The sequence below is a fragment of the Nocardia asteroides genome, assembly GCF_900637185.1.
Lineage (GTDB): Bacteria > Actinomycetota > Actinomycetes > Mycobacteriales > Mycobacteriaceae > Nocardia > Nocardia asteroides.
In genome coordinates this window covers 2,195,801-2,210,291 of the sequence record NZ_LR134352.1, presented here as the reverse complement: position 1 = coordinate 2,210,291, position 14,491 = coordinate 2,195,801, and the positions used below count along the sequence as shown (strand labels likewise).

General features: G+C 70.8%; 20 protein-coding genes. 8 read left to right on the top strand and 12 right to left on the bottom strand.

Going from position 1 to position 14,491, the window contains the following annotated elements; all coding sequences use genetic code 11:
• Positions 1-71 precede the first annotated feature (71 nt).
• On the top strand, positions 72-773 hold the full coding sequence (locus EL493_RS10290) for a response regulator transcription factor (protein ID WP_019045527.1): 702 nt from the start codon (positions 72-74) through the stop codon (positions 771-773).
• Positions 760-2,178, top strand: a complete 1,419-nt coding sequence (locus tag EL493_RS10285; RefSeq protein WP_019045526.1) for a sensor histidine kinase — start codon at positions 760-762, stop codon at positions 2,176-2,178. Before EL493_RS10290 ends, EL493_RS10285 begins: the two co-directional genes overlap by 14 nt.
• Here the strand turns inward: EL493_RS10285 and EL493_RS10280 are convergent.
• The 3 genes from EL493_RS10280 to EL493_RS10270 all read right to left on the bottom strand — a co-directional run bounded on the left by EL493_RS10280 (position 2,157) and on the right by EL493_RS10270 (position 4,573).
• On the bottom strand, positions 2,157-2,825 hold the full coding sequence (locus EL493_RS10280) for an MspA family porin (RefSeq protein WP_019045525.1): 669 nt from the start codon (positions 2,823-2,825) through the stop codon (positions 2,157-2,159). The genes EL493_RS10285 and EL493_RS10280 overlap by 22 nt on opposite strands.
• 41 nt (positions 2,826-2,866) lie before the next feature.
• Complete coding sequence (locus tag EL493_RS10275) at positions 2,867-3,508, bottom strand: MspA family porin (RefSeq protein ID WP_019045524.1); 642 nt, start codon at positions 3,506-3,508, stop codon at positions 2,867-2,869.
• Between the two features lie 207 nt (positions 3,509-3,715).
• On the bottom strand, positions 3,716-4,573 hold the full coding sequence (locus tag EL493_RS10270; protein WP_019045523.1) for an AraC family transcriptional regulator: 858 nt from the start codon (positions 4,571-4,573) through the stop codon (positions 3,716-3,718).
• Positions 4,574-4,712: 139 nt separating this feature from the next.
• Here EL493_RS10270 and EL493_RS10265 point away from each other — a divergent pair, with 139 nt between their 5' ends.
• The 4 genes from EL493_RS10265 to EL493_RS10255 all read left to right on the top strand — a co-directional run bounded on the left by EL493_RS10265 (position 4,713) and on the right by EL493_RS10255 (position 6,719).
• A complete protein-coding gene (locus EL493_RS10265; RefSeq protein ID WP_019045522.1) occupies positions 4,713-5,249 on the top strand; it encodes a carboxymuconolactone decarboxylase family protein in 537 nt (178 codons plus the stop codon).
• 120 nt (positions 5,250-5,369) lie between these two features.
• Entirely contained in the window at positions 5,370-5,693 is a 324-nt protein-coding gene (locus tag EL493_RS32250) for a hypothetical protein (RefSeq protein ID WP_019045521.1), read from the top strand.
• Positions 5,694-5,712: 19 nt separating this feature from the next.
• Positions 5,713-6,183 carry a CinA family protein gene (locus EL493_RS10260; protein WP_019045520.1) on the top strand — a complete coding sequence of 157 codons (471 nt, stop codon included), beginning with the start codon at positions 5,713-5,715 and terminating at the stop codon, positions 6,181-6,183.
• 26 nt (positions 6,184-6,209) lie between these two features.
• Positions 6,210-6,719 carry a DUF1990 family protein gene (locus tag EL493_RS10255; protein ID WP_019045519.1) on the top strand — a complete coding sequence of 170 codons (510 nt, stop codon included), beginning with the start codon at positions 6,210-6,212 and terminating at the stop codon, positions 6,717-6,719.
• Position 6,720: 1 nt separating this feature from the next.
• Here the strand turns inward: EL493_RS10255 and EL493_RS10250 are convergent, their stop codons facing one another.
• Positions 6,721-7,758, bottom strand: coding sequence for a beta-ketoacyl-ACP synthase III (locus EL493_RS10250; RefSeq protein ID WP_019045518.1), 1,038 nt, complete (start codon positions 7,756-7,758; stop codon positions 6,721-6,723).
• Between the two features lie 89 nt (positions 7,759-7,847).
• Here EL493_RS10250 and EL493_RS10245 point away from each other — a divergent pair, with 89 nt between their 5' ends.
• Positions 7,848-8,429: a TetR/AcrR family transcriptional regulator gene (locus EL493_RS10245; RefSeq protein WP_019045517.1), complete on the top strand. Its 582-nt coding sequence runs from the start codon at positions 7,848-7,850 to the stop codon at positions 8,427-8,429.
• A 3-nt stretch (positions 8,430-8,432) separates the two neighbouring features.
• On the opposite strand, the gene EL493_RS10240 is transcribed toward EL493_RS10245, so the two are convergent.
• Together EL493_RS10240 and EL493_RS10235 are read right to left on the bottom strand one after the other, a co-directional pair.
• Positions 8,433-9,329: an alpha/beta hydrolase fold domain-containing protein gene (locus EL493_RS10240; RefSeq protein ID WP_019045516.1), complete on the bottom strand. Its 897-nt coding sequence runs from the start codon at positions 9,327-9,329 to the stop codon at positions 8,433-8,435.
• Between the two features lie 61 nt (positions 9,330-9,390).
• Positions 9,391-9,933 carry a YaeQ family protein gene (locus EL493_RS10235; protein WP_019045515.1) on the bottom strand — a complete coding sequence of 181 codons (543 nt, stop codon included), beginning with the start codon at positions 9,931-9,933 and terminating at the stop codon, positions 9,391-9,393.
• Positions 9,934-10,008: 75 nt separating this feature from the next.
• Between EL493_RS10235 and EL493_RS10230 the strand changes: the two genes are divergently transcribed.
• The gene (locus EL493_RS10230) at positions 10,009-10,440 is read left to right on the top strand and encodes a hypothetical protein (RefSeq protein WP_019045514.1); all 432 of its coding nucleotides are present in this window, start codon (positions 10,009-10,011) and stop codon (positions 10,438-10,440) included.
• Between the two features lie 3 nt (positions 10,441-10,443).
• Here EL493_RS10230 and EL493_RS10225 read toward each other — a convergent pair whose 3' ends face one another.
• The 6 genes from EL493_RS10225 to EL493_RS10200 all read right to left on the bottom strand — a co-directional run bounded on the left by EL493_RS10225 (position 10,444) and on the right by EL493_RS10200 (position 14,453).
• Positions 10,444-10,779, bottom strand: a complete 336-nt coding sequence (locus tag EL493_RS10225; RefSeq protein ID WP_022567101.1) for an MmcQ/YjbR family DNA-binding protein — start codon at positions 10,777-10,779, stop codon at positions 10,444-10,446.
• Between the two features lie 37 nt (positions 10,780-10,816).
• Positions 10,817-11,335, bottom strand: a complete 519-nt coding sequence (locus EL493_RS10220) for a hypothetical protein (protein WP_019045512.1) — start codon at positions 11,333-11,335, stop codon at positions 10,817-10,819.
• A 114-nt stretch (positions 11,336-11,449) separates the two neighbouring features.
• Entirely contained in the window at positions 11,450-12,331 is an 882-nt protein-coding gene (locus EL493_RS10215) for a metal ABC transporter permease (protein ID WP_019045511.1), read from the bottom strand.
• Between the two features lie 10 nt (positions 12,332-12,341).
• Entirely contained in the window at positions 12,342-13,070 is a 729-nt protein-coding gene (locus EL493_RS10210) for a metal ABC transporter ATP-binding protein (protein WP_019045510.1), read from the bottom strand.
• On the bottom strand, positions 13,067-14,011 hold the full coding sequence (locus tag EL493_RS10205) for a metal ABC transporter substrate-binding protein (protein WP_019045509.1): 945 nt from the start codon (positions 14,009-14,011) through the stop codon (positions 13,067-13,069). Before EL493_RS10205 ends, EL493_RS10210 begins: the two co-directional genes overlap by 4 nt.
• Positions 14,012-14,078: 67 nt before the next feature.
• Complete coding sequence (locus EL493_RS10200; protein WP_019045508.1) at positions 14,079-14,453, bottom strand: cupin domain-containing protein; 375 nt, start codon at positions 14,451-14,453, stop codon at positions 14,079-14,081.
• Positions 14,454-14,491 lie beyond the last annotated feature (38 nt).

Sequence of the window (14,491 nt, the reverse complement as noted above, 5' to 3'; positions counted from 1 at the left end):
TAGGTGCCGGCCACGTCGCCGGTCTCCCGCTCGCCTGGCCCGCGGCGGTGGTTACCGGTACGAAGGACATGATGAGCGCGCAGTTGATGATCGTCGAGGACGACACCCGGGTCCGTACGTCGCTACGACTGGCGATGGAGGACGAGGGTTACCTCGTCGCCGAGGCCGAACGGGCGGAGGTGGCGCTCGCGCAGGTCCGCGAACTCGGCGCCCCCGATGTGATGATCGTGGACCTGATGCTCGGCGGCATGGACGGTTTCACCTGTATCCGCGAGGTGCGCCGCGACCACGACGTGCCGATCATCGTGGTCAGCGCGCGCGACGACACCCACGACGTAGTGGCCGCGCTCGAGGCGGGCGCCGACGACTTCGTCACCAAACCGTTCGAGGTGAAGGAACTCACCGCCCGCATCCGTGCCCTGCGCCGCCGCTCCCGCGCCACCGGCGAACGCGAGGTCACCGAGCTGGTCCTGGACGCGGACCGGCGGCTGGTGCTGTGCCCCGAACGCGGCTCGCTGCGCCTGGCCGGAGCGGACGTGCACCTCACCCTCACCGAGTTCCGGCTGCTGTGCGAACTGGCCCAGCACGACGGCCTGGTGCTGAGCAGGCAGCTGCTGCTGGACAAGATCTGGGATCGCGGCTTCTTCGGCGACGAACGCATCGTCGACGTGCACGTGCGCAGGCTGCGCACCAAGATCGAACGCGATGCCGCCGACCCGCGCCTGATCGTGACCGTGCGCGGCCTCGGCTATCGGCTCGATGCCCGGTCCTGATCGCCGCCCGCGCCTGCCCGCCCGGTTCCGTGGCCTGCGCGGGCGGGTGATGACCGCGTTCGTGCTCGGCGCGAGCGTGGTCGCGGTGGTGCTGGCCGCCTCGGTGTACGGGATCAGCACGCGGTACATGGAGGCGCAGCGGGTCCGGACCGTCGACCGCGCGGTCGCCGTGCACGCCGAACTGCTGCGGCTGCGTCTGGACGATCCGGCCGTCACCAGCGCGCAGGCGCTCGACGCCCTGCACCTGCCGACGGGCTATATCGCCGTCCTGCACCGGGATTCACGCTGGACGGCCGTCGGTGTCGACGACGGATTCGTCCCGCTGGCCCCGCCCGCGATCGACCCCACCGCGGCGCTGCCCAGCACCGCCACTCGCGTCCGGCTCGGCGACCAGCCGTACCTGCGGGTGTGGACCACCGTCGACGACGGCACCGTGCTCTACGAATTCGCGCCGCTGCGTGAGCTCGAGGCCACGCTGCGGCTGCTGCGCACCATCCTGTTCGCCTGCGCCCTGCTCGCCGTGGCGGTCGCCGCGATCTCGGGCGCCTGGGCCGCGCAGCGCACGCTGAGCCCGCTGCGCCAGGTCGCGCGCACCGCCGCCCGGATCTCCGCGGGCGAACAGGATCTGCGACTGCCCGGCGACGACGACCCCGACCTGTCCACCATGGTCGACGCGTTCAACGCCATGGTCGATTCCCTGCACCGCCGGATCGAACGCGAACACCGGCTGGTCTCGGACCTGAGTCACGAACTGCGCACCCCGCTGACCACGCTCACCACCACCGCCACCGTCCTCGCCGGGCACAGCGACGAACTGTCCGAACGGCCGCGCGCGGCACTGGGACTGCTGGTCGAGGAGACCGCCTATCTGCGCGGCCTGCTCGACGACATGCTCGCGCTGGCCCGCGCCGAAGCGGGCATCCACCGGTCCGAGCCGGCGCCGCTGTCGCTGGCCGAACTGCTCACCCACCTGCTGCGCGGCCGGGGCGCGGCGCCCGAACTGCTCGACATCGGCGACCCCGGCATGGTGCGCGGGCGGCGGATGGAACTCGAACGGGCGCTGGTGAATCTGCTCGCCAACGCCGACCGGCACGGCGGCGGACTGGCCGGGGTGCGGGTGGAACGCGACGGTGCGGAGGTCAGGGTCCTCGTCGACGATGCCGGGCCCGGTGTCGCGCCCGCCGACCGCGAGCGCATCTTCGACCGGTTCGTCACCGCGGCGCCGGCGACGGCGGGCACCGGGATCGGCCTGGCGCTGGTCGCCGAGACCGTCGCCGGGCACGGCGGCACGCTGCGGTGCGTCGACCGCCCCGGCGGCGGTGCGCGTTTCGTGCTGACGGTCCCCTCGCTCCACACGGAGGGCGCCGCCGCCGGGGCCGGGGATCAGCCGATGCTGAAGGGCTGACCCCACAGGGTGACGACCGAGTTCACGTTCTCGGTCTCCACCTTGACCTTCACGAAGGCGCGCGCCTGCGCGTACCCACCGCAGCCGCTGAGGCCGATGGTGGTGTCGGCCCAGGTCACCGAGCCGCTCTTACCCTTGAACTTGTTGTTGGTGCCGTGGTCCTCGTTGCCGTAGTCGTCGGCCTTCTCGATGTCGAGCACGTAGAACGACTTCGCCTGGCCGGGGCCCAGACTCAGTTCGGCGCCGCTGCTGGCGCCGACGTTCACGTCCTCGCCGTCCCAGCTGCTCTCGCCTTCCACGCCGCCCTCGACGCCGCCGCCGTCGATGTTCACCTGGCAGCCCACGACGTAGCCCGGGTAGATCTTGCCGCCCTTGGCGTTGTCGCCGGACAGCTCCACCTGCGCGCTGCCGGACACCCACGCGTTGCGGTGCGCCGGGGTGGCGCCCATCGACGGGTTGATGTTGGCCGACTCGCCCGCCAGGCGCACGGTGACGACGGTGCCGTCGGACAGGGTCTTGACGATCTCGCCGCCGGGCAGCGGAACGAAGGTGTCGGCGTTGGCGGCACCGGTGGACAGCAGGCCCAGCGTCACGGCGGCCGCACCGGCCAGACCGGCCAGGCGGGCCGAATTCTTACGGTCGATCATGTGTGTCATTCCTCGGATCGAATGCGGTCTCGGCGGTGCGCTCAGCCGATGCTGAACGGGGCGCCGTAGAGGGTGGTCTTGGAGTAGTGGTCGCCGATGATCTCCACGACCGAGTAGGCGCGGGCCTGGGCGTAACCGGCGCAGCCCTGGATCTCGATCTCCACGTCCTGGTACTCGACCGAGTAGACGCCGGCCTTCAGGATGTCCTTCTTCTCGATCTGGACGAACTTCACGTCGCCGGGACCGAGGTCGAGGCCGACCGAGCCGCCGATGCTGCCGCCGGACAGGTCGATGCCGCCGGAGACGCCCGCCGAGATGGCGTCGTCGCCGATCGCCACCTGGCAGCCGATGATGTAGCCGGTGTTCAGCTGCGAGGCGCCGTGGGTGGAGGAGTTGTTGGATCCGTCCTTGCCGGACGGGCCGTTGTACGGGCCGACCTCACCCTCCGGGGTGGCGGTCACGTCGGCGGTCACGGTGCCCGACACCCAGGCCACCCGGCCCGCGCCGTTGGCGGCCAGCGACGGCGAGACCAGGGCGCGCTCGCCGGTCCGCTTGACCGTGACCCCCGGCCCCGCCCGCTCGCCGTCGGGCAGCGGGACGAAGGCGTCGGCGCCCGCGGTGCCGGTCACCAGAGCACTCAGCGCGAGTACGGCGACACCGGCGCCGATACGGTTGATTCTCATACTTCCCCTCATCAGGTTCGAACAGTCCACCCGCGGGCGCGAGCCACCTGGCCGGGGCGCGTCGCGGGCTTCGCCGAGCATCGCGGCCGTCTATGGCGCGATCAGAACCGCGCCACGGCCCTGCGATGAAGGTCCCGGTACGGGAACCTGTCCGGCTCTTTGCGGCGGTATGACGGTCACCGCAACACGTTCGCAATATTTCGCGGTTCAGCCCTGGTCACGCGCGGCCAGCCAGGCCGTCGGCGATCGGCCCACCTTCTGGGTGAACACGCGCGACAGGGCCGAGCTGTTCGCGTAACCGAGTTCGGCGGCAACGGCTTTCACCGGGCGCCCGGCCTGCAGCCGCAATTGCGCCACCGCCAACCGCCACGCGGTCAGGTACTCCAGCGGGGTCTGCCCGACGATCTCGCGGAAGCGCGCCGCGAACGCGCTGCGCGACAGGGCGGCGCGCTGGGCCATGGTGGCGAGAGTCCAGTTGTCGCCGGGTGATTCGTGGATCGCGAGCAGCACCCCCGCCAGCTGTGGATCGGCGATGCCGGTGAGCAGGCCCGGTGGCATCGCGACCGCGCCGGTGTGGTCGAGCAGCCAGCGCAGCAGTTGCAGCAACACCACTTCGAAGAGCCGGTCCGCCACCACGCGGTGCCCGCACCGGTGCCGGTCGATCTCGCCGAACAGCAGCGCGAGCGCCTCCTCCAGGCCGTCGACCCGGGCCAACGGCACGATCACCACCGGCGGCAGTGCCCGGGCCAGCGGATGCAGCGCGCCTCCTTCGAACTCGACGGTGGCACAGGCGAAGTCGCAGTCACCCTCGGCGTCGGTGTGGAAGTCGTGGGCCAGCGGGCGCGGGTAGAACAGCACGCTGGGTTCGGTCACCACCACGCGCCGCGGCCCCGCACCGGGGACGCGGTGCTCGACGGTCAGATCGCCGGACCGGATCAGGTGCAGGAATCCCCGGCCCTCCCCCGCCCCGAATCGGGTGACACCGCACAGCGGTCCGGTGTGGAGCACGTGCGCGCGCACCCGGAACTGTTCCAGCAGCGGCGACAACCGATCGACCGAGGTCATCACCCGACATTAGACGATCGGATACCTACTGCGGACTTTTCGTACCCATTCAGCCATCGCACTCGATGAAGCTGGGAGCATGCTTCGGCATCCGCCCGGGCCGATCGGTTCCGGCGGAGGAACTTTCACGGAGGACACCATGTCGTACGTCTCGCTCATCGCCCGGACCGATGCCACCGGGGCGACCCGCGAGCTGCTCGATCAGATCGACGGCGCGTTCGGGGCCACCCCGGCGATGTTCCGGGCGGTGGCCAATTCGCCCGCCGCGCTGCGCAGCATGTGGGGTTCGTTCCAGGCGCTCGGCGCGGGCGAGCTCGGGCCCGCGCTCGGCGAGCTGATCGCGGTGGCGGTGGCCAATCGCAATGGTTGCGAATACTGCCTCGCGGCGCACACCGGGCTCGGACGCAAGGCCGGGCTGACCGACGCGGCGTTGGTCGCGGCACAGCTCGGCGAGTCCGACGACCCGAAGACGACCGCGCTGCTGGCGCTCGCGCTGGCCCTGGTCGATCAGCGCGGGCAGGTCTCCGACGCGCAGTTCGAGGCGGCGCGGGCGCACGGCTGGACCGACGGTGAGCTCGTCGAACTCGTCGCCCAGGTGGCGCTCAACCTGTTCACCAACTACGTCAACATCGCGCTGCGGGTGCCGGTCGACTTCCCGGTGGTGGCCCTGCGCTGACCCGGCTCCGACGCGCCGGGCGGGGTTGCGCCCCGGCGCGTCGGAGCGAGTTTGCGAAGTCGCGTCAAGGGCACTCGATTTCCGTGTTCCCTGGATAGTTGCTGCGTTACGGTTTCCCGCATGGACGACATCGAGTTGGATTTGCCGAGCGTCGCTTCTTCCCACAACGCCGGACGGATTCTGGAAATCGAGGCGGTCGGTCTGCGCAACCCCCTCCCGGTCGACGGGGAGCGGACCCAGGCCTACGTCTGCTGCGTCGACGGCACCACCCTGCGACTACCGGATTCGCTGGAGGGCTGGGCGATGCAGACCCTCGCGGCGAACTACGATCTGCGCGCCACCGGGCTACCCTCGTTGTTCCCCTGCCGGTTCGAATTCGGCATCCGCGACGGAGCCGCGTACGCCGTGCCGGTCAGGGTGGCAGCCGGACACCCCGCTGCGTGAGGTTCCGAGAGGAGACCGCTTGGCCACCCCATCCGAGGTCGGCGAGTTCGCCCAGCGTCACGGGCACACCGTCGCCGTCGCCGAATCACTGACCGGCGGGAATCTCGCCGCGGCCCTGGCCGCCGCACCCGACTCGGCGGACTGGTTCCGCGGTGGCGTGGTGGCGTACTCGGTCACGGTGAAACAGCGGGTGCTCGGCGTCCCCGACGTGCCCGTCGTCTCCGAGACCGCCGCGCTGGCCATGGCCGAGGGCGTCCGGAGCCTGACCGACGCCGATGTCGCGGTCGCGACGACCGGCGTCGGTGGTCCCGGCGCCCAGGACGGCGAGCCGGCCGGTTCGGTCTGGTGCGCCGTGGCCACCCGCGACACCGCCTGGGCGGTACACCGCGACTTCCCCGGCGACCCGGCCGAGGTCCTGGACCAGTCGGTGCGCTGCGCGCTGGAACTGCTGCGCGCGGGACAGGACCGCCTCACCGGATCCGGCGGATAACCCGTCCGCCGCCTATCGTCGAGCGCATGCAGGCCCTGACCTACGCGCCCGCCGGTGCGACCAGCCCCGCCGAGCCGCACTGGACCGCGCGGCCCACCGGCTTCCGGCGGTTCGAGACCTCGGTGGTGATCGGGCACGGGGAGCCGGCCTGGGCCGCCGCCAGGGAAGCGGTGCTGCGGTGGGGTGTCAAGCGCCGCAGCGGTTTCCGCGTCGAGCCCGACACCCCCGCGACGGCCGGCGCCGACTACCGGGTGACCGCGGGATTCGGCCCGGTCGCGATCGTCGAGCCGGTGCGCGTGGTGGCCGTGGTCGACACCGCCGAGCGCTGCGGCTTCGCCTACGGCACCCTGCCCGGCCATCCGGTGTCCGGCGAGGAGGCGTTCGTGGTGCATCGCCGCCCCGACGGCACCGTCGAACTCACCCTGCGGTCGCTGACCCGAGCCGCGCCCGCCGGATGCTGGCGCGCGGCCTTCCCGATTCTGCTTGTCGCCCAGCGGTTCTACCGCCGCCGCTACCTGCGCGCGCTGCAGCGCTGACTCAGGCGATCGGCGGCAGATGAACCACCTGGCCCGCGTACGCCAGACCCGCGCCGAACCCGAGCAGCAGGGCGGTATCGCCCGGCTTCGCCTCGCCGGAGCGCAGCAGCTGCTCCATGGCCATCGGGATGGACGCCGCGCTGGTGTTGCCGGTCTCGATGATGTCGCGGGCCACCGCGACGGTCTCGGGCAGGCCCAGGGTACGCACGAGCGCGTCGGTGATCCGGATATTGGCCTGGTGCGGGACGAAGGCGTCCAGCTCGGCCGCGGTGACGCCGGCCCGGTCCAGCGCGGCGCGGCAGGCCTTCTCCAGGAAGGTGACCGCCCAGCGGAACACCTCGGTCCCGTTCATCCGGATGTAGGGCCGCACCGAGGTGCCGCCGGACGCCTCGGCCGCGGCGACCTCGGCGAAGTATTCGAGAAAGTCCTTGTCCTGCTTGATCGCCGAGGTGCGGCTACCGTCCGAGCCCCAGGCGACCGGGCCGATCCCCTCCTGCTCGGCCGCGCCGACCAGGACCGCGCCCGCACCGTCGGCGAAGATGAACGCGCAGCTGCGGTCGGTGGTGTCGAGCAGGTCCGACAGCCGCTCCACCCCGATCACCAGCACGGTGCGCGCCTGGCCCGAGCGCACCAGGTTCGCGCCGTCGGCGAGCGCGTAGCAGAAGCCGGCGCACCCCGCGGAGACGTCGTAGGCGGCGGTGTCGTCCATGCCGAGTTCGGTGGCGACGACCGCGCCCGCCGACGGGCCCAACACCATCTGCGAGGAGGTGGCCAGGATGACGGCGTCGACCTGGTCGGCCCCGACCCCGGCGGCGGTCAGCGCGTCGCGCGCGGCGGCGACGCTCATCCCCACGATGGTCTCGTCGGGTTCGGCCCAGTGGCGCGCGGCGATCCCGGAGCGGGTCCGGATCCACTCGTCGGAGGAATCGATGGCGTCCACGATCTCCGCGTTGGGGACGACGCGGCGCGGGCGATAGACGCCTAGACCGAGAATTCCCGCATGGGTGACCGGAACGGCGGTGGCGATGGGGGTGGGCATGGCATCCTCTCCATATGAACCGATCGGTTCACGCTGGAATAGGTCTAACATGGACCGATCGGTTCAATCAAGGGTTGGGAGGAGATCGGATGGCAGCCGGACCACGCGCCCGACTGATCGAACACACCATCAGCACCGTCCAGCAGCACGGCGTGCACGCGGCGGCGCTCAGCGAACTGCTCAGGCGCAGCAACACCTCGCGCAACTCGCTGTATCAGCACTTCCCTTCCGGCAAAGGCGAACTGGTGCAGACGGCGGGCCGGATCGTGGCGCGCCTGGTGTACTCGCACGTGAGCACCATGGCCGACGCCCTGCAGACCGCGCCGTCGGTGCAGCAGTGGCTCACCGATCTGCTCGCCTTCTGGCGGGCGCCGCTGGAACAGTCCGACTACAGCGCGGGCTCGTTCATGATGGCCGCCGCACTGGACGAACTCGATCCGGCGGTCCAGTCCATCGCGGGCCAGGCCTTCGCCGAGTGGACCGCGCGGCTGGCCGACGGCATCGTCGCCACCGGCATCGAGCGCGCCACCGCCGTCTCGCTGGCCGGTTTCCTGCTCACCACCATCGAGGGCACCATCGTGCACAGCCGGGCCCTGAAGTCACCGCACCCCTTCGACCAGGCGGTCACCCAGCTGACCATCCTGCTGAATCTGCACCTGTCCCAGCGCTGAGCGCTACAGGTGGGCGCGCAGGGACTCGACGATGACGCGGCGCGCGGCGGCGCCCTCGGGGGTGGGGGTCAGGGGGTAAACGTGCACCAGGCCGTCGCCCTCGTGGTAGTCGACCTCCACGCCCGCCGCGCGCGCCTTGGCCACCAGCAGCCGGGTGTCCGGGTTGAGGATGTCCTCGGTGCCGCTGAACACGGTGAGCGGGCCGAGCCCGGTGAAGTCGCCGAACAGGGGGCTGACCATGGGGTTCTTCATCGGCAGGTCGCCGCTCCACAGCTCGCCGAAGACCAGTCCGCCGTCCCGGCCGAGCCACGGATCGCGGGGCAGCACCGCGGTGATCTCCGGATTCTCCAGGGTGAGATCGAGCGCGGGTGAGATCAGCACGGTGCGCGGAATCGGCGCCGCCCCGGAGTCGCGCAGGTGCAGCGCGGTCGACAGGGCGATCTGGCCGCCCGCGGAGTCACCGGCCAGGAAGGTGGGGCCGTGACGCTCGGCGCTCTCGGTGACGAGTTCGGCGAACCGCGGAATCACCTGGGCCGCGGTGCCGCGCGGAATCAGCGGGTAGATCGGGACGGTGACGGTGAGCCGCAGCTGACTCGCCAGCCGCGCGGCCAGATGCCAATGCTGCGGGGCGATCTCGCCGACCCACCCACCACCGTGCGCGTACACCAGCCCGCCACGCGACTCCCCCGCCGCCGGGGCCAGCGTGTAGACCGGCCAGCCGCGATCCTCGACGTGCGAGACCGTCACGCCGCGCAGCCGCTTCGGCGGCGCGTAGGCCACCGGGTCGGCGCCGCGACGGCGCACGTGCTCGCGCGCGGCCTCGGCGCTCACATAGTTGCGGTTCGCCCTGGTGACCCGCAGGAACGCGGGGACGACGATCCGGCTCAGCACACTGGGCACCGGCAACCTCCTGCTCGATCGACTGCCGAGGATACGGACCCGGCCGCCGCGGCGACGGCGATCAGCCGAGCCGGTGCTCGGTGATCTCCCCGCGCAGACTGGTTCCGTTGAGATCCAGGTACAGCTCCCCCTCGGTGACCGACAGGCTCAGGGTGTTGCGGCGGTCGATCAGCGGCACCGCGGCGTCGATGAGGGCGCGGTCGACGGCGTAGAGCGGGATGTCCTCGGCGCGGTGGATCTTCTTGCCCGCGTAGGACGCCAGTACCTTGGCCGGGTCGCGATGGGTGTACACGGCGGCGCGACCGGCCAGCTTGCTGCCCCGGTGGACGCGCTCGGCATCGGGCGCGCCGACCTCGATCCAGGCGGTGACCTGCCCGGTGAGATCGCGGATCTGCACGGCCGGTTCGTCGGTGGCCGAGATGCCGCCCTCGCTGAAGACGATGCCCTCCTCGTACTGCAGGCAGTAGGCGAGGATGCGGGTGAGCATGTACTCGGGCGTCTCCGACGGATGGCGGGCGACCCGCAGCTCGAGGTCCTCGTAGACGCCACGGTCGACGTCGGCGAGCTGGACGGCGAAATGGTGCAGGGTTGCGCTGAGTGCCATAGGAGCTCCGACACTACCGGGCGGTATCGCGCGGCGGCCATTGCACTCGCCCGCGCGGACCGCCAGCATCTCTGCATGCGAATCACCCACGTTTCAGCACTGGCCGCCGCCTTCCTCGCGCTCGGCACCACAACCGCTGCGGCAGCACCGGATCCGGCCGACAGCCCGCGCCAGGCGATCGCCCGCGCCTACATCGACGCGCTGGTCTCCCACGACGCGAGCGCGGTGCCGTTCACCCCCGACGCCACCCGCGTCGAGGTCGGCATCAAGACCGGCCATTCCGGCCCGCAGCTCACCGCGGACCTCGAGCACGGCCCGCAGTACCGGGTGATCCAGGGCATCCGCGACCTCACCATGTCCGAATCCGGCGACACGGTGACCACCCGCTATCTGCTCGACTCCGGCGTCGCCGGCGTGCGGCTGACCACGGTGGAGATCGTCGAGACCTTCGTCATCCCCGGCGACGCCATCCAGACCATCGAGGCCACCATCACGCCGGTCGGCTGAGCGCTAGCCGTCCTCGAGCAGGGCCCGGGGCGCGGCCAGCCGCCAGGAGTCGGTGACGATCGCCTCCAGTTCCTCGCGATCGTCCAGGGCGGCCAGCCGGACCCGGACCCACGGATTGCCCGCCTCGTGCGCGGCGATCCAGAACTTGTCCGGTTCGGCGAGGACCAGTTCGTCGCGGTCGAGCACCGGGCAGCGCACCGCCATCGAGGTCTCGTCCTCGGGCAACGTCAGGAACAGCTTGCCCGCGACCTTGAAAATCGGCATGCCCCAGGCGAATTGCTCCACCGTCTCGGGCAGCGCCGCGACGACGGCCCGGACATCCTCCCCACTGACCACCATGGCGGTCATCTTGCCAGCAGGCCCCGACACCCGCGGGTCACCGCTCGGCCAGCAGCGCCTTCCAGCCGTTGCCGATCGGACGCGCGAGCGGCGCGGCCCAGGCGGGCAGCGCCGCCCGGCCGCAGAACGCGACGGGTTCGGCCGGGCCCGCGACCGTGTACCAGGCCTTGGACGCGGACCGGTCGAGCAGCGTGATCATCGCGACCGACACCACCACCGCGGGCAGGGTGAGCACGCCGAACAGCGCGATCCCGGCGACCAGGGCCGACCCGTACCAGCCCCCGGCGTGGGCGTAGCGGGTGCGCGCGGCGAACACGGTGGTGAACACCGCGAGCGCGATGGTGGCCGCCGCGGTGAGATAGGCGAATCCCGCGCAGCGCAGCGGCAGGGCGTCGGCGGGCAACAGTTCCCTGGCCGGGACGGTCGCGAGCGCGACGCCGGTGCTGTACACGGCCTGCCACACCGCCAGCTGCTGGACCCGCCTGACCTCGCGCGGCCGCCCGTCGGGCGTATCCAGCGACAAGGCTGCGGCATCCAGGATTCCGAGACCGAACATCGAGCGACGACCTTTCCCGCGTGTCACAGCGGCCGAAAGCCCTGCGCTACTGGAACACGTTCTAGGCGTCCATCGTGCGACGCGGATCGATTCCCCGCGGCGGATTCGCCGAAATCAGCTTCCGACGGCGACTTTCGATCCCGTGCGCGCCCTGGCCGCGCTCAGCCTGCGGCCGATGATCCCGTGCCGGGGCGCGAACAGATAGACCAGCGTGAAGGCCACCCCCTGGGTCACCACCACCATGCCGCCCGCGGCGGTGTCGAGGTGGTAGCTGAGGTAGAGCCCGGTCACCGCGCACACCACCGACACCGTGGGCGCGATGACCAGCATCCGGCCGAACCGATCGGTCAGCAGATACGCCGTCGCGCCGGGAATGATCAGCATGGCGACCACCAGCACCACGCCGACGGCCTGCAACGCCACCACCGAGGTGAGGGCGAGCAGCGCCAGCAGCGCCGTGCCCAGGACGCGCGGATTGAGCCCGATCGCGTGGGCGTGCGTGGCGTCGAAGGCGTACAGCGTGAAGTCGCGTCGCTTGAGCAGCAGCGCCGTCAGCACGATCGCGGCCAGGATCATGATCTGGATCATCTCGCCGCGGCTCACACCGAGCAGATTGCCGAACACGATGTGGTTGAGGTCGGTCTGGCTCGGCGTCACCGAGACCAGCACCAGACCGAACGCGAACAGCGTCGTGAACACGATGCCGATCGCGGCGTCCTCCTTCACCCGGCTGGTGTCGCGGACCACCCCGATCAGCGCGACCGCGAGGAAACCGAAGATCACCGCGCCCACCGCGAACGGCCAGCCCACGATGTAGGCCAGCACCACGCCGGGCAGCACGGCGTGCGAGACCGCGTCGCCCATCAGCGACCAGCCGATCAGCACCAACCAGCACGACAGCACCGCGCACACCACCGCGGCGGTGACGGTGGTCGCGAGCGCGCGGACCATGAACTCGTAGCGCAGCGGGTCGACGAAGAATTCCTCGAGGCTCATCGGTTGTCCCTCACTCGTCCACGTCGAGGCCGAAGGCCTTGGCCAGGTTCTCGGGCCGCAGCACCACATCGGGGTCACCGTGCTCGAGCACCTTGCGATTGAGCAGCACGGCCTCGTCGGCCAGCTGGGGCAGCGCGTGCAGGTCGTGGGTGGACACCAGGATGGTGGCGCCGGTCGCGGCGAGCTCGCGCAGCAGCGCGGTGATGGTGGCCTCCGAGCGTTTGTCGACACCGGCGAACGGTTCGTCGAGCAGCAGGATGGTGGCCTCCTGGGCGATGCCGCGGGCCACGAACGCCCGCTTCTTCTGCCCACCGGAGAGCTGACCGATCTGCCGGTCGGCGAGGTCGGTGAGCTCGACGCGGGCCAGCGCCTCGGCGACCGCGGCCCGGTCGGCCTTGCTCGCCCGCCGGGTGAAGCCCATCTTCCCGTAGCGCCCGGTCATCACCACGTCGCGCACGGAGACCGGAAAACTCCAGTCCACATCCTCGGACTGCGGCACGTAGCCGAGGCTGCCCGCCTTGCGCGCCGCGGCGGGCACACCCCCGTTGATCAGCACCCGGCCCCGGTCGGGGGTGACCAGTCCCATGATCGACTTGAACAGCGTGGATTTCCCGGACCCGTTCATGCCGATGAGCCCGCAGACCCGGCCGGATTTCAGGGTGAGCTCGACATTGTCGAGGGCGAGCACGTCGCCGTAGCGGACGGTGACGTCCTGGATCTCGACGACGGGCGCGGTCATCTCGGTGCCCCGGCCAGCGCGGTCGCGATGGTGTTCGCGTCGTGGCGGATGAGTTGCAGGTACGTGGGCACCGGGCCGTCGGCCTCCGACAGCGAGTCGACGTAGAGGACACCGCCGAAGCGGGAACCGGTGGCCTCGACGACGCGCTGCATGGGCGCGTCGGAGACGGTGGACTCGCAGAACACCGCGGGCACTCTACGCTGGCGCACGAAGTCGATGGCGGAGCCGATCTGCTGCGGCGTGGCCTGCTGTTCGGCGTTGACCGGCCAGATGTACTTCTCGGTGAGCCCGGTGTCGCGGGCCAGGTAGGAGAAAGCGCCCTCACAGGTCACCAGGGCCCGCTGGTCGGCGGGCAGCGTGTTCACCGCGGCGACCAGGTCGGCCTGCACGGCGGCGAGTTGCGTCTTGTAGGCGGCGCCGTTGGCCCGGTACGCCTCGGCGTGCTCGGGGTCGAGGTCGGCGAACGCGCGGACCATGTTGTCCACATAGATCTGCGCGTTCACCGGCGACATCCAGGCGTGCGGGTTGGGCTTGCCGCGGTAGGCGTCCTCGCCGATGTCCATCGGGGCGACACCCTCGCTGACCACGGCGTGCGGCACGTCGAGGTCGGCGACGAACTGGGCGAACCAGGCCTCCAGGTTGAGCCCGTTGTCCAGGATCAGGTCGGCCTTGGCGGCCTTCTTGATGTCGCCGGGCGTGGGCTCGTAGCCGTGGATCTCGGCGCCGACCTTGGTGATCGACTCGACCCGCAGGTGCTCCCCCGCGACATTGCGCGCCATATCGGCGAGCACGGTGAAGGTGGTGAGCACCACCTTCTTCCCGTCGTCCTCGGCGGCGACCCCGCCGCACGCGGTGAGCGCGACCGCCACGACACTCAGCACACCCGACGCAAGAACCCGGCGCCGCGGCGAACCCGGCGAACGGTGGAACCCGACCTTCATTCCAGAATTATATTGTTCGGGCGACCGAACTTTCAAGTTCAATGCCAAGAACAGGCACCGTGACGGTTCAGGATGCCCAGGGCGGAACGAAAGTGGACCCGTCGGGCAGCTGCGCCGAGAACCCGGCTCGCACGGTCACCAGGAACACCGCGGGCTCGGCCGCGGCGTTGGAGATGCCGAGCATCGAACCGGCGGGTGCGACCGCGGCGTCGCCGGCCCGCATCGGCACGGATTCACCGTCGATCGTGATCGTCACCGCGCCGGAGAGCAGGACGAAGGCCTCCTCGCCCAGGATCCGGTGCGGCACGCCCTCCGAGTCGGGCGCGATCTCGGTCTGCCAGACGCAGAGTTCGGCACTGCCGGTGCCGGGACGGACGAGCGAGGTGAAGCGGGCGTTGTGGATTTCGTGGACCTGCGCGTCGGCGGAACGGACGACCGGCATGTATGCCTCCCAAATAGTCAAGCTGCTTGTCCATATAG

Excerpts from the sequence above, each read along its gene's own strand:
- EL493_RS10290 (WP_019045527.1), top strand. The coding sequence starts at position 72 with ATGAGCGCGCAGTTGATGATCGTCGAGGACGACACCCGGGTCCGTACG.
- EL493_RS10285 (WP_019045526.1), top strand. The coding sequence starts at position 760 with ATGCCCGGTCCTGATCGCCGCCCGCGCCTGCCCGCCCGGTTCCGTGGC.
- EL493_RS10280 (WP_019045525.1), bottom strand. The coding sequence starts at position 2,825 with ATGATCGACCGTAAGAATTCGGCCCGCCTGGCCGGTCTGGCCGGTGCG.
- EL493_RS10275 (WP_019045524.1), bottom strand. The coding sequence starts at position 3,508 with ATGAGAATCAACCGTATCGGCGCCGGTGTCGCCGTACTCGCGCTGAGT.
- EL493_RS10270 (WP_019045523.1), bottom strand. The coding sequence starts at position 4,573 with ATGACCTCGGTCGATCGGTTGTCGCCGCTGCTGGAACAGTTCCGGGTG.
- EL493_RS10265 (WP_019045522.1), top strand. The coding sequence starts at position 4,713 with ATGTCGTACGTCTCGCTCATCGCCCGGACCGATGCCACCGGGGCGACC.
- EL493_RS32250 (WP_019045521.1), top strand. The coding sequence starts at position 5,370 with ATGGACGACATCGAGTTGGATTTGCCGAGCGTCGCTTCTTCCCACAAC.
- EL493_RS10255 (WP_019045519.1), top strand. The coding sequence starts at position 6,210 with ATGCAGGCCCTGACCTACGCGCCCGCCGGTGCGACCAGCCCCGCCGAG.
- EL493_RS10250 (WP_019045518.1), bottom strand. The coding sequence starts at position 7,758 with ATGCCCACCCCCATCGCCACCGCCGTTCCGGTCACCCATGCGGGAATT.
- EL493_RS10245 (WP_019045517.1), top strand. The coding sequence starts at position 7,848 with ATGGCAGCCGGACCACGCGCCCGACTGATCGAACACACCATCAGCACC.
- EL493_RS10235 (WP_019045515.1), bottom strand. The coding sequence starts at position 9,933 with ATGGCACTCAGCGCAACCCTGCACCATTTCGCCGTCCAGCTCGCCGAC.
- EL493_RS10230 (WP_019045514.1), top strand. The coding sequence starts at position 10,009 with ATGCGAATCACCCACGTTTCAGCACTGGCCGCCGCCTTCCTCGCGCTC.
- EL493_RS10225 (WP_022567101.1), bottom strand. The coding sequence starts at position 10,779 with ATGGTGGTCAGTGGGGAGGATGTCCGGGCCGTCGTCGCGGCGCTGCCC.
- EL493_RS10220 (WP_019045512.1), bottom strand. The coding sequence starts at position 11,335 with ATGTTCGGTCTCGGAATCCTGGATGCCGCAGCCTTGTCGCTGGATACG.
- EL493_RS10215 (WP_019045511.1), bottom strand. The coding sequence starts at position 12,331 with ATGAGCCTCGAGGAATTCTTCGTCGACCCGCTGCGCTACGAGTTCATG.
- EL493_RS10210 (WP_019045510.1), bottom strand. The coding sequence starts at position 13,070 with ATGACCGCGCCCGTCGTCGAGATCCAGGACGTCACCGTCCGCTACGGC.
- EL493_RS10205 (WP_019045509.1), bottom strand. The coding sequence starts at position 14,011 with ATGAAGGTCGGGTTCCACCGTTCGCCGGGTTCGCCGCGGCGCCGGGTT.
- EL493_RS10200 (WP_019045508.1), bottom strand. The coding sequence starts at position 14,453 with ATGCCGGTCGTCCGTTCCGCCGACGCGCAGGTCCACGAAATCCACAAC.